The organism is Neobacillus sp. KR4-4, from assembly GCF_042136325.1.
GTDB lineage: Bacteria > Bacillota > Bacilli > Bacillales > Cytobacillaceae > Neobacillus.
In genome coordinates this window covers 127,812-140,576 of sequence record NZ_JBHHJU010000006.1, presented here as the reverse complement: position 1 = coordinate 140,576, position 12,765 = coordinate 127,812, and the positions used below count along the sequence as shown (strand labels likewise).

The 12,765-nt window shown below is 39.9% G+C and carries 15 protein-coding genes; 12 read left to right on the top strand and 3 right to left on the bottom strand.

The window, feature by feature from the left end:
* Positions 1-38: 38 nt before the first annotated feature.
* The 3 genes from ACE198_RS08815 to ACE198_RS08805 form a co-directional block, all read right to left on the bottom strand.
* Positions 39-1,094 carry an ABC transporter permease gene (locus ACE198_RS08815; RefSeq protein WP_375375255.1) on the bottom strand — a complete coding sequence of 352 codons (1,056 nt, stop codon included), beginning with the start codon at positions 1,092-1,094 and terminating at the stop codon, positions 39-41.
* Positions 1,091-1,816, bottom strand: coding sequence for an ABC transporter ATP-binding protein (locus ACE198_RS08810; RefSeq protein ID WP_375375254.1), 726 nt, complete (start codon positions 1,814-1,816; stop codon positions 1,091-1,093). Before ACE198_RS08810 ends, ACE198_RS08815 begins: the two co-directional genes overlap by 4 nt.
* Positions 1,817-1,957: 141 nt before the next feature.
* On the bottom strand, positions 1,958-2,575 hold the full coding sequence (locus ACE198_RS08805; RefSeq protein ID WP_375375253.1) for a TetR/AcrR family transcriptional regulator: 618 nt from the start codon (positions 2,573-2,575) through the stop codon (positions 1,958-1,960).
* 276 nt (positions 2,576-2,851) lie between these two features.
* Between ACE198_RS08805 and ACE198_RS08800 the strand changes: the two genes are divergently transcribed.
* The 12 genes from ACE198_RS08800 to cydS all read left to right on the top strand — a co-directional run bounded on the left by ACE198_RS08800 (position 2,852) and on the right by cydS (position 12,736).
* Positions 2,852-3,442, top strand: a complete 591-nt coding sequence (locus ACE198_RS08800; protein WP_375375252.1) for a putative ABC transporter permease — start codon at positions 2,852-2,854, stop codon at positions 3,440-3,442.
* A 239-nt stretch (positions 3,443-3,681) separates the two neighbouring features.
* The gene (locus ACE198_RS08795) at positions 3,682-4,380 is read left to right on the top strand and encodes a response regulator transcription factor (protein ID WP_098572288.1); all 699 of its coding nucleotides are present in this window, start codon (positions 3,682-3,684) and stop codon (positions 4,378-4,380) included.
* Between the two features lie 4 nt (positions 4,381-4,384).
* A complete protein-coding gene (locus tag ACE198_RS08790; protein WP_098572289.1) occupies positions 4,385-5,770 on the top strand; it encodes a sensor histidine kinase in 1,386 nt (461 codons plus the stop codon).
* Entirely contained in the window at positions 5,767-6,471 is a 705-nt protein-coding gene (locus tag ACE198_RS08785) for a polysaccharide deacetylase family protein (protein WP_375375251.1), read from the top strand. The genes ACE198_RS08790 and ACE198_RS08785 overlap by 4 nt, the downstream gene beginning before the upstream one ends.
* A gap of 8 nt (positions 6,472-6,479) precedes the next feature.
* The gene (locus tag ACE198_RS08780; protein ID WP_375375250.1) at positions 6,480-7,097 is read left to right on the top strand and encodes a DedA family protein; all 618 of its coding nucleotides are present in this window, start codon (positions 6,480-6,482) and stop codon (positions 7,095-7,097) included.
* Positions 7,098-7,273: 176 nt separating this feature from the next.
* The gene (locus ACE198_RS08775; protein ID WP_251458146.1) at positions 7,274-8,443 is read left to right on the top strand and encodes an MGDG synthase family glycosyltransferase; all 1,170 of its coding nucleotides are present in this window, start codon (positions 7,274-7,276) and stop codon (positions 8,441-8,443) included.
* Between the two features lie 37 nt (positions 8,444-8,480).
* A complete protein-coding gene (locus ACE198_RS08770) occupies positions 8,481-9,083 on the top strand; it encodes an undecaprenyl-diphosphatase (protein ID WP_375375249.1) in 603 nt (200 codons plus the stop codon).
* 101 nt (positions 9,084-9,184) lie between these two features.
* Positions 9,185-10,024 (top strand): cytochrome c oxidase assembly protein, encoded by an 840-nt coding sequence (locus ACE198_RS08765; RefSeq protein ID WP_375375248.1) that lies wholly within the window; start codon positions 9,185-9,187, stop codon positions 10,022-10,024.
* A 78-nt stretch (positions 10,025-10,102) separates the two neighbouring features.
* Positions 10,103-10,234 carry a hypothetical protein gene (locus tag ACE198_RS08760; RefSeq protein ID WP_375375247.1) on the top strand — a complete coding sequence of 44 codons (132 nt, stop codon included), beginning with the start codon at positions 10,103-10,105 and terminating at the stop codon, positions 10,232-10,234.
* Positions 10,235-10,250: 16 nt separating this feature from the next.
* Positions 10,251-11,594 (top strand): cytochrome ubiquinol oxidase subunit I, encoded by a 1,344-nt coding sequence (locus tag ACE198_RS08755; RefSeq protein ID WP_375375246.1) that lies wholly within the window; start codon positions 10,251-10,253, stop codon positions 11,592-11,594.
* Complete coding sequence (locus tag ACE198_RS08750; protein WP_375375245.1) at positions 11,594-12,622, top strand: cytochrome d ubiquinol oxidase subunit II; 1,029 nt, start codon at positions 11,594-11,596, stop codon at positions 12,620-12,622. Before ACE198_RS08755 ends, ACE198_RS08750 begins: the two co-directional genes overlap by 1 nt.
* Positions 12,623-12,634: 12 nt before the next feature.
* A complete protein-coding gene (cydS, locus tag ACE198_RS08745; protein ID WP_375375244.1) occupies positions 12,635-12,736 on the top strand; it encodes a cytochrome bd oxidase small subunit CydS family protein in 102 nt (33 codons plus the stop codon).
* Positions 12,737-12,765 lie beyond the last annotated feature (29 nt).

Sequence of the window (12,765 nt, the reverse complement as noted above, 5' to 3'; positions counted from 1 at the left end):
GGAGAGATGATTACTGGTCATCTCTCCCCTTATTTTTGTTATAGTTTTCGGTATTTTTTCAAAGAGAAAATATTCAACACAATGAATATCGCTGCGAAGATGAGTAACGCCAAGAGGTCACCGCTTATCTCACTAAAACTTAGCCCTTTATACATTACACCTTTAAGGGCGTCCCCTGCATAGTACATCGGCATAACCTTTGCAACTGCCTGTAACCAATCGGCCATCCCTTCCAGCGGAAAGATTCCTGCGAAAAATATTTGTGGAATCACGGCGATTGGGATAAATTGAATCATCTGAAACTCAGAAGCTGCGAAGGTTGATAAAAGGATTCCAAGAGAGAGAGCAACCAATGCGAGAATTAAATTGATGAGAAGCACATTCCCAATCGACCCGACCAGAACGATATCTAATACATTAATAGAATAGAATACCACAATCATGGTTTGGATGACTGCAAAAATACCATAGCCTACCAAGTACGCGGTAACGATTTCCCATCTCCGTATCGGCGTGGACATCAACCTTTCCAAGGTCCCCGTTGTCCGCTCACGCAATAAACCAATACCAGAAATAATAAAGACAAAAAAGAAAACAAAGAAGCCAACTAATATCGGGCTTAATACATCAAAAAAGACGGTGTCAGCATCTCCATATACATAATCAATATCGACGCTTGGCTGCACCAAACCCGCCGTTGCCGGATTTTGCTGAATTAACTTAGCTTGACTTTGGGCCACGACCGCTTGGCTGACTTTCATCTGCAAGCCTTTCGCTTTTGACGGGTCGTTATTTTGCAAGGTTAATTTCAAACGTCCACTCTCTTGTTCTAATAATCCATCAAGGTCGTCATTTACTACCGTTTGAGAATTGACTTTCTCATACTGTTCCACTTGAATGTCTGCCTTTTTCAATACGCTGACAAGATTATCATCCACACCTGTGACACCTAATTTAGGATCGACGGTGTTGCCGTTAAATAAAAAGTACATTAAGGTCAGAATGAGCAGTGGTGCCACAAACAACAATGCTAAGGTGCGTTTATCCCGAAACATCTGCCGGAAGATTCGTTTAATTAACGCGAACACTCTCATGATTGTTTCACCCCAGCCTTCAGGAAAACCTCATCGAAATCATCGGTATCGTATAACGCTTTTAATTCATTAGGTGTACCGCTTGTTAAAATCCGTCCATCGCGAACCATGGCGACATAATCGCATTTCACTGCTTCATCCATAACATGGGTAGTGACGATGATTGTTTTTTGCTCATCATTTTTCAAGCGGAGGAATTCTTTCCAAATTGACAATTTCAATTCGGGGTCAATTCCGACTGTTGGCTCATCTAGGATTAAGATTTTTGGATCTTGAATTAGTGCGATTGCCAAAGATAAACGACGTTTCATCCCTCCAGAATAAGCTGTTACCCTTTTGTTTAAGTCATTGGTGAGGTTAACTAAATTGGCGACATACTGTAGCCGTTTTTTCTGCGCTTCTTTATTCAACCCAAATAGGGAAGCGAAAAACTTTAGATTCTCCTCTCCTGTTAATTCACCATACAAGGCATCTGCTTGGGCCATATAGCCAATGTCTTGAAGTAAGGAAAGGTTCGGCATTTTTTTATTTAACACGTGAATGGAACCTTTATCCGCCTTTTCCATGCCAACAATCATTTTGACAAGGGTGGTCTTTCCGGCGCCAGAAGGTCCAATCAAACCGAATAACTGCCCTTTTTCGATCGTTAAGTTGACCTCATTTAAGACGGTCTTTTTTCCAAAACTTTTACTGACGCTTTCTACATTAATGGTTGAATTCATCAATCATGCCTCCTAGGATGGCTATTATGATTTCATTTTACAACGCATGTGGATATAAGCAATAAACAAAAAACAACAATGTGTTGATTATCAGTCACAGGGCAACAAAGTGTATATTTATTTTCGAAAAAAGATTGCACGTTAATCATCAGTCAAATTTGGTTTAAGACCAAGAGCGTTTCTCGGTCCTAAAAATGTGATACGCGAAAGGATCATTGCTATTTCTCGTGGAGATTTTTCCATCCCGCTTTCTAACCAATGCTGAATCACACCGAGGTGGGCGGAACTGACATAAGCGAAAAGATAATCCACCGGGACAAGCAAATGATCGGTATTTATTTTTGACATGATACTTTGATAAAAGGTTTGTTTAATGAAATCTTTTAATTTTCCTTGAAATGATGCATCTCCATTAGGGCCTAGTATTACTTTCATGAAGCTTGAATTCTCTTGGAAAAGTTCAAAAAGGGTAATAATGAAAGGAAAAGGTTCATCTGCCCGATTAAAGTTCATGAAATCGAGGGGATTTATTTTTTGCGCGATTTTTTGAATTTCGGTTAAGATCTCCGCTTCGCTTTGCTCCAATAAATCATATTTATCATGGTAATGTAGATAGAATGTTCCACGATTAATCTCTGCCTTTTGTGTTAAATCTCGGACGGTAATCCCTTCAAATCCTTTTTCCTCCATTAACTCTGTAAGAGCATCACGAATCAATCGCTTTGTCCGTACAATTCGCTTATCAGTTGGTTTTTCCAATATTCCTATTCCTCCAAAAAAATTTTTTTTAGAAAAAATAAACGTTTTATTCGTTTGTGTTAAGTAATAGACAGATAGCTTTTTATTGTTGATTGCCTTTCTTAATAAACGAATTATAATATACACAATGAACATTAATCAACATTGTGTTTAATTTTATGTAATGCGTATTTTCCCAAGTTTGAAAAGCACAAAATAGGGATTTTTTAGTATATTTGGAAGCATGGCTGTTAAACCTAAAGTGGGAAATTCTTATCCATGAAAGGTGGTTCAGCCATGATTATTAACTTGCTGAATGGAATTGAGTTTCAAAATCCTACTCTTTTTAATCTAGATGAAGCAGCCGCGCTTATTTTTTATTTCACCGTTTATTCGTTTTTAGGCTGGCTCCTTGAAAACAGCTATAACTTTATAACGAAACGGGAATTTTTTAAGCCGAATTTTCTCTTTGGACCATTTAAACCGATGTACGGCATTACCCCTGTGCTCTTGGTCTATTTAATTTCACCAGAAACAAATGGGGGAGTAGTCCTATTTCTTTGTTTCCTCATCCCAACTTTGGTGGAATATTTAACAGGAGCGCTTCTGCAAAAGCTTTTTAACCGGAAATGGTGGGATTACACCGACACCCCCCTGCAGCTTCATGGTCATATTTGCGTCCCCTTTTCAATAGCCTGGATGGTGCTGTCGCTGCTATGTATTAAATGGATCCATCCGGTAATTGTCTCAACATACGGGGCTGTGGAGCCATATTGGGCATGGGTCTGGTCAGCAATAGGATTGTATTTCCTAGCCGATCTAGTCTTAGCGATTCGCAAACATTCGCTGCAAGAACTAATGCCTGAAAAAGCAAATAATCAAATTTAATAGGTGCCTGACACCAAAATCTTATAAAACTCCTTCCATCAAAATGAAGGAGTTTTTGACGTTAACTAGGAATCTTTCATGAACCTAGAGATCGACGAAAGATTAAAATTCAATGAAAAAAAGAAAACTAAGCAAAAAAAGTGCTAAATTGAATGAGTTGGATCTTAGAGAGAGATAGTTCGTTATACAAATATGTAAATTTTCGGCCAAGGCTAATGAATGAAAAAGGAGGGATGACAATGAAACAGCGGATTTTAATTGTAGAGGATGAAAAACAGATCGCCAAGATATTAAGGATTGAACTCGACTATGAGGGATATGAAGTAATGGTGGCGTATGACGGGAAATCAGGTTTGCAGGCAGCCTTGAACGAAAAATTTGATTTAATTTTATTAGATGTTATGTTGCCTGAGATGAATGGCATTGAGCTGTTAAGAAAACTACGAAAAGAGAATAACCTAATCCCAGTAATTTTATTAACAGCACGTAATACGACAATGGATAAAGTTACCGGACTCGATCAAGGAGCCAACGATTATATTACAAAGCCATTTGAAATTGAGGAATTATTAGCAAGAATTCGCTCATGTCTTCGTCAAAATTCCATTGCGGTCAAGGCCGCACAAGCGGATGACTCCTTATTAGCGGTAGGAGATTTAACCGTTAATCTTGATACACGAGAGGTGATAAGAGGGGAGACTTCGATCACGTTAACTCCCAAGGAATTCGATCTACTCGTGTATTTACTATCCAATAAAAATAAAATTGTCACACGGGAAAGCATCCTTCTTGATGTTTGGGGATATGAATATGAAGGGGAAACAAATGTTATTGATGTATTTATCAGACATTTACGCAAGAAGATTGAAGAGGGTTTTTCAGACCCGACGATTATTCAAACGGTAAGGGGAATCGGTTATACCGTAAGGGAGAATTAAAGAAATGAAGATTACCACAAAAATTAATCTAATTACCACAGCTTGGATTATCTGTGTGTTACTTGCTGTGAATGCGGTGGTCTTTTTTTCATTTATGAAGATTACTGTCAATATGGAAGATGGTGAATTGTTTCAAAAGGCTGATTACTTGATAAATGAAATAAACAAGGAAGATTCCCAGTCTGTTATTAAGGAAAAATTAACCCCTTATCTAACGAATCAATCGTTTATAAGGATTGTTCAGCCGGATGCGAAAATAATGAATCAAGTAACAAACGATCCGCAATTGGCTGCGATAATAAAGCCGAAATTCACTAGCGAAAAGGGTACTCAAAGGCGGACCATTCGACTTAATCATCAAGAAGAACAATTTGCGATTGTCAGGGTGCCGATTCAATCACATGGACAAGTTGTAGGAACACTGGAGTTCGGAGAGAAACTAGCCGGATTAGAAACGGGAAAAGATTTATTACTTTCCATTCTTGCGTTTTGTACCATTTTAGGAGCGGTATTATCACTGCTCGGGGGCAGATGGCTGTCGAATCTAATTATGAGGCCGATTTCTAATATGATTAACACCATGGAGGATATTGAAAAAAGTGGGATTCCGAAGAAAATTATCATCCAACATGAGACAAAGGATGAATTGCAAAAATTGGCGGTAACGTTTAATCGGATGATTGGCCGATTAGAGGCCAATCTCGAAAAACAGAGGCAATTTATCTCTGACGCCTCCCATGAATTAAAAACCCCGCTCACGGTAATCAAAAGCTATGCTGATCTCCTTCTTAGACGTGGATTACAAAATGAAGAGGTTGCCCATGATGCGATTGAATCGATTCATTTGGAAGCTACAAGAATTCAAAAGATGACCGAGCGGTTTTTGGATTTAGCTGATACAGAATCAGGAAATCATTTAGAAGCAAAATCAATTAACGTAGTAGCCTTGTGTGAGCTTATTTTTAAGCAGCTTAAAAGCGCCTATAAAAGAGAAATCATCCTCCATCATCAAGAACCTGACATCTCAGTTGTAGCAGATGAAGTCAAATTAAAACAAGCAATTATTATCTTAATCGATAATGCTATCAAATACAGTAAAGATAGAATCGATGTGTATTTAAAGGAAAAGGAACAATGGACAATCATTACGGTTAAAGATTACGGAATTGGCATCCCTGAGTGTGAAATAGAAAATGTCTTTGAACGTTTTTACCGGGTGGACAAGGCCCGAAGCCGGGAGACAGGCGGGACAGGTCTAGGATTGTCGATTGCAAAAAATATCATGAAGCAGCACCAAGGTGAAATTATCGTAAAAAGTACGGAGGGAGTGGGGACAGAAGTGGAGTTGTTCCTGCCTAAGGAAAGATGGAAAGGAAATGTTTTTGAGTGATAAAAATTTTAATTGTGAGTTTTATGCTTTTATTCATTTTGTTCCTTATCTATGCGATAGTACCAACTCTCCTCATTCGAATGAGCGGACGGAGAATCGTTAAAAGGATACATGCCCCGGCGATCGCCATAACGTTTGATGATGGTCCCAATCCTGAATATACACCACAATTGCTTGATTTATTGAAAAAGTATGGGGTAAAGGCCTCCTTTTTTGTGGTGGGCAGCAAAGTGAAAGCCTACCCTGACATTATCAAGCGGATGTGTCAGGAGGGGCATACGATTGGCATTCATCATTATAACCATATTTCTAGCTGGATTCTCACGCCCTTTCATTTCAAGAGGCAATTACAAATGACAGAACAGGCCATCTATCAAATCACCAATAAAAAAGTAATCTTCTATCGGCCACCGTGGGGAAGCTTTAATCTTTTTAGCTTATTTTTGAGTAAGCGATTTGAAGTGATTATGTGGTCGCATATCTTTGGCGATTGGAAGGCAGCGAAAGGCAAAAACGGTCTGCTTAATCAACTGCTCCAAGCGACGGAAGCAGGTTCCGTGTTGCTGCTTCATGATTGTGGGGAAACATGGGGGGCAGATAAGCTAGCGCCCTATTATATGCTAAAGTGTTTGGAAATTTACTTACAGGAAAATGTTAAAAAGGGAACAAAATTTATTGCATTAGAAGAAGTTTCCTTTTAGAGGCTCCTATGAATGTAGAGACAATAATAAATTATATTAATATATATGGTTACTTTGTTATTTTTCTTTTTTTATTCTTTGGGATTGTCGGTATTCCTGCTCCGGAAGAATCGCTGCTCTTTTTAATCGGTGTGCTGAGTTTTCATCATCAGCTCTCATTGGGGCTGGCCATGCTGTGTTCTATTCTTGGGGCATTTACTGGAATGCTGGCCGCTTATTCAGTCGGAAAATTTGTAGGGTTCCCGTTTATTAAAAAGTACGGCAAGTATGTAGGGATTACTGCTGACCGTTGGGAAATGGTAAGTGGTAAATACACGAGAAATGTTCGTAAAACCATCCTGATCGGTTTTTATCTGCCAGGTATCCGGCAAATAAGCCCATATTTTGCTGGGATCAACAACATTCCATTTCGGAGGTTTTTGGTTTTTTCCATGATAGGCACTTTCCTCTGGACCATTCCTTTTATTGTTGGGGGTTATTTTGCGGGGAAAGTATTTCATATAAATCCAGACTATGTTCCATATGTAGGAATTGTATTTTTCTTTCTTTTTTCGTTATATATGATCTTTAAGTATATAAAGGGGAAGAGAAGGAATTACCTAAATAGACACACAAATAAAACCTGAAAAGACATCTTTTCGGGCTTTTTGCCTTTTTTCAACCAAACTAAAAAAAAGCTGAAGGGAAGATTAAAAATCCATTAAAAAGCCAGTTTTTCTAGAAATGAGTGATACAGTGGAAGGGTCATTTAGAAATTATTATTTTTTAAGGATGATTTCTAGTAGAACAGGAGATGGAATAAGTGAAGAAGATTTTGTTTTTACCACTCTTACAAATGCAGTCGGGCCATCATCAAGTGGCTGAGGCTTTAATGGACCTTTTTAAACATCATACAGATGACATTAGTTTGAAAAAAATTGACTTATTGAGTTATACAAATAAATCGTTAGAAAAAGTGATCACAAAGGGCTATTTAAATTGGATTCGATACGCACCGGACACCTATAATATCGCCTACAAGAGCTTTTTTTACGTACCGCCAACAAAAAAACAGGCCTTTAAATGGTATCAACCGCTCTTTCTGAAGAAAATGGAGCAATTAATAGCAGAGGAAAAACCTGATTTACTTGTTTGTACGCATGGGTTCCCGTCCTATCTTCTAAGTAAGTTAAAAATGAAGGGGAAATGCGACATACCGATTATTAATGTCTATACCGATTTCTTTATTAATAGTGTTTGGGGAAAAGAGGGAATCGACCTCCATTTCCTCCCTAGTCAAGAGGTCAAAGAAAGACTCAGCACAAGATATCAAATTCCAGATCAACAGATGATTGTTACGGGGATTCCTGTCCATGAAGAAATTTCGAAAACCGTTAAGCGAAAACAACCCAAGGATGGTCGTCCCAAAATCTTATTATCTGGCGGGAATAGCGGGTTAGGCGGGCTTTTAAAGTTAGCTGAGGAATTAAAAAGCTCCTCAAACTTAGAGTTCTTGGTTCTGTGTGGGAAAAACAAGAAGCTTTATGATGAAATCCTTTCGTGGGATTTAGATCATATTAAACCACTAACCTATCTTTCTTCCCGCTCAGAAATGAATTTACTTTATGAAGAAGTTGATGCGATTGTCTCAAAACCAGGAGGAGTCACCATAAGTGAAGCAATCCGAAAAAGACTGCCGATCTTTGTTCATTCCGCACTTCCTGGACAAGAGGAAATAAATCTTCAATATCTAAAACGTAAGAAGCTCGTATTTGAGCTTGACCATCAATCTTCATTGGAAAAGCAATTTCTAAGTGTATTAAAGGATCAGAATAGAATGAATCACTGGGAGCATGCGGTCGATTCTTACCAGCAGGGAATAAAGCTGGACAAGCCAGAAAAAATCGTGGAGTTGTTTGCTCACATCCTAGACCAAAAAAAGAGTGTCAGGCACTTGGGATTCGTTAATTATTCTTCACCGTTACGAATTTAAGATAGCGGGAAAACATGAATGAGGAGGTTAAGTTAAGTTGTCTAATATAGACTATAGTATTTTTCAAATCATCAATCACCTAGCCATCAGTGAGCGATTTTTAAATCCATTGATGATTTTTTTAGCAGAAAAAGCAGAGTATTTATTTTTCGCAGGAATCATTTTTTATTGGTTTTATCGTAAATCACATAATCGGAAAATGGTCGTTGAAGCTATTTTGGCTGCTTGTGTTGCATTAAGTATAAACGGAGAAATCGGCCACTTCTTTTACCGGAATCGTCCTTTTGTCGCCCATCATGTAAACTGGCTGATTCCGCATGCGAAAAACGCCTCGTTTCCAAGTGACCACGCGACAGCAGCATTCGTAATTGCAACAGCCATTTGGATTTGGAAAAAACGGGACGGCTGGATGTGGTTAGTTTTAGCTGCAGGAATTGCTATGTCCCGTGTTTGGACAGGAGTACATTATCCACTAGATGTGGCAGCAGGAATGTTGATCGGCGCAGGAGTGGCATTTGCCGTCCATTTCTTACTAATTCGATTCAAGGAATTAAACAAGGTTATCCTTTGGTTAATTGAGTTCTATGAGAAAATGGAAAGTAATTTTTTAAAAAAGACACCCCTTGCAAGAAAACGTTAGAAGGAAGAGCCACATGGTTCTTCTTTTTGTCATATAACAGTAAAAAAATCATAAAATCTAAAGTTATCTGTTCGCTTTAAATAGTGTAGGGAGGGGATTTCATGTTCTATGCGATGTGGCTGGAAGGTCAATTGTTGTGGAATATGCCATTATTAGCCTGCCTCATTTGCCTAGCCGCCATTTATGTATATGTAACAGCATCTTATACAAATATCAAATTTTATCAAAAGCAGCCCCTGCTATATTTCCTCAGTTTAGGCATCATGTACTTAACCTTTGGCAGTCCATTTGAAACAATTAGTCATCTGTCGTTTAGCCTGCACATGCTTCAAATGAGTATTTTATATTTTATTATTTCCCCTTTATTTGTATTAGGGATCCCGGATGCTTTAATCCAGTCCCTTCGAGAACATTCCCTAACAAAACGAGTCAGCAAGTACGTATTGCCGTCAAAAGCCGCCTTGTATGCGTTTGGGGCGATGTTCCTAATGTACCATTTCCCAATCGTGTTAACATCTCTAGCCCAAACCTCTATTGTTCATAATGGATATTTATTTGTACTGCTGCTCCTATCTTTTCGGATGTGGCAGCCAATCACCGTCCCTGACCCGAAGAAGGAGCATTCACATGAACAGAATAAACGTTATCTTTTTCTTAGCGGTCTAGTCATTATGCCTGCCTGTTTGCTATTTATTATCACTGCTTTCATAGGTGGAATGAATAATCCTCTTCTATCTGAACTCACCGCAAATCTCTGTATCTCACCTTCCCAACTAAGCCAATTAAGCTCCCTTGATATTCTACCATCAACATTTAACACAAGACTTGATCAAATGTTTGCGGGAATCCTGATGTTAGGAATGCATAAATTTGGAGTAGTCCTGACCGTTCGTCTTGGCAGAAAAACGAAAAGCGGGGCTGTAGCGGGGGGTGTGGACTGAACTCCATAGCCTCTATTTATTGAGGATACTTTCCAAAGTTGTTCAATATATTCTGCGATAATTTTGGGAATGGTATGTATGGGGAGAATTTACAGGACGGCAGGGGGGATTGTTATTTATAAAAAACATGAACGGAATCTCATTTGGCTGGCCTTTATAGTGGCCTCCATTATGGGAATATCCATTATTGGACGGCTGTTTTCAGGATAAGAGAGGTGGTAAGTGAATGGGAAATGAAGAGGCCGTATTTTTTAGCCGTGTACTGACAGAGTTAACCTTGTCCTTTCATATTATCTACGCAACCATCGGCGTCGGCATTCCGATGATGATTATGATTGCTCAATGGGTCGGGATCAAGAAACAGGACGAACACTATATTTTATTAGCACGAAGATGGACAAGGGGATATGTGATTACCGTAGCTGTTGGTGTTGTAACTGGGACTGCAATCGGGTTGCAGCTTTCACTCCTATGGCCCAACTTTATGCAGTTAGCTGGAAATGTCATCGCGCTGCCGTTATTTTTGGAGACCTTTGCTTTCTTTTTTGAAGCCATTTTTTTAGGTATATACATATACACATGGGATCGGTTCGAAAACCAGAAAAAACATTTGCTCCTGCTCATTCCCGTGGCATTAGGGGCCACATTTTCAGCTGTCTTTATTACGATTGTGAATGCATTCATGAATGCGCCGCGGGGCTTCGATGTAGTGAATGGTCAGCTCGTGGATGTGAGTCCCATTTTGGCAATGTTTAACCCGGCCATGCCAACAAAAGTTGCCCATGTGGTTGTCACCGCGTATATGACTGCCGCCTTTGTCCTCGCTGCGATTGGTGCCTTCCGGTTATTGAGAGGTTCCAATTCTACTTACCATAAAAAAGCCTTGTTTCTAACCATGAAACTTGGATTCGTCTTTTCAGTAGCCACCGCTCTTTTAGGAGATTTCTCCGGGAAGTATTTAGCTGAATACCAGCCGGAAAAACTAGCTGCGGCTGAGTGGCATTTTGAAACGGGAAAAGATGTGCCGCTCATTCTTTATGGTGTGCTTGATGATGGGGAAGTGAAATATGCACTGAAAATTCCTTTTGCACTCAGCATCTTGGCCCATGAAGTCCCAAGTGCAGAAGTAGTCGGGCTTGATCATTTTCCGAAGGATGAAGTGCCGCCGCTCTATATTCATTATTTATTTGATACGATGGTAACCATCGGTATGTGGATGACCCTGCTCTCATTCTTGTATGTCATGGGTAGATGGCGTCAATGGCGATTTGTTTTATCCCGGTGGTTTCGCTGGCTGATTGTGCTTGGTGGTCCTCTTTCTATTCTAGCAATTGAAGCTGGATGGTGGCTCGATGAGGTCGGCCGCCAGCCATGGATTTTACGGGGAATATTACGGACAGAACATGCGGCAACAACAAGTAATCAAGTTGATCTTATGCTGGTGTTATTTGCTGGCCTTTATCTTGTCCTTGGTGTGGGCAGTGTGGTTGTCCTGTGGCGGATGTTCCGGAAGAATACAGTGGAACAAGAATTGGCCGACAGAGCCGCCGAGAAAGCAGGTGATGCGTAATGACACTCGAAATCATCGGTATTTCCGCACTGGGTCTGTTTTTGTTTGGATATATTATCATTGCATCGATTGACTTTGGGGCAGGATTTTTTAACGCATTCAGTACATTAACCAGAAAACAACATATTTTAACGAAGATCATTCAACGCTATTTATCGCCTGTCTGGGAAGTCACGAATGTGTTTTTAGTGTTTTTCTTCGTCGGGATGGTTGGTTTTTTTCCAAAAACAGCCTATTACTTTGGGACCACCCTGCTTGTACCGGCAAGTATCGCAATTATTCTACTGGCGATTCGAGGGGCGTATTATGCGTTTACGACCTACGGAGGGCTCAGACATAAGCGGTACACTATTTTATATGGGTTAACGGGATTATTCATTCCTGCGTCGTTGTCGAGTGTTTTGTCCATTTCGGAGGGCGGCTTTGTGAAAATTGAAAATTCGGCACCGGTCCTCGATAATTGGGCATTGTTTACGAGCCCATTATCATGGAGTATTGTCGTACTAAGTCTAACGGCAGTGTTATATATATCCGCTGTATTTTTGACTTGGTATGCCCATCATGCAAAGGACGAGGCAGCTACGAATCTGTTGCGGAAGTATGCACTTAGCTGGGCCGGACCAGCTATTATTACGGCGGCCGGGATTATTTTTGAAATGAAGACCCATAATCCTGAACATTATCAGCGTTTACTTGACCTCTGGTGGCTGTTCGGATTGTCGGTTGTTTTCTTTGCGGGAACGGTTTATTTAATTTGGAAGCGGCGATCCTATGGGCTGGCATTCTGGCTATTGGTCGGGCAATTTGCCCTTGCCTTCCTTGCCTACGGTGCATCCCATTATCCATATTTACTATATCCGTATATCACCCTGTACGACAGCTTTACCAATCAATCAATGGCAATTGCCTTGATTGTGGCCTTTATTGCAGGGCTGGGATTACTCATCCCGTCATTGTACCTGTTGTTAAAGTTGTTTTTGTTTAACAAAGAATATGTCCAAGGAAATCGGAATGATGAACATGCGTAAGGGGGGAATGTGATGGATGATTTTTTGCTATTTTATGCCCCGTTTCTGGTCATGTTTGCATCGATTGGCGTGGCGTTTTGGGTGGCACTAAAGGATGGTTCGGTGGAAAAATAAGAAAACGGCTGAGCGATCAGCCGTTTTTT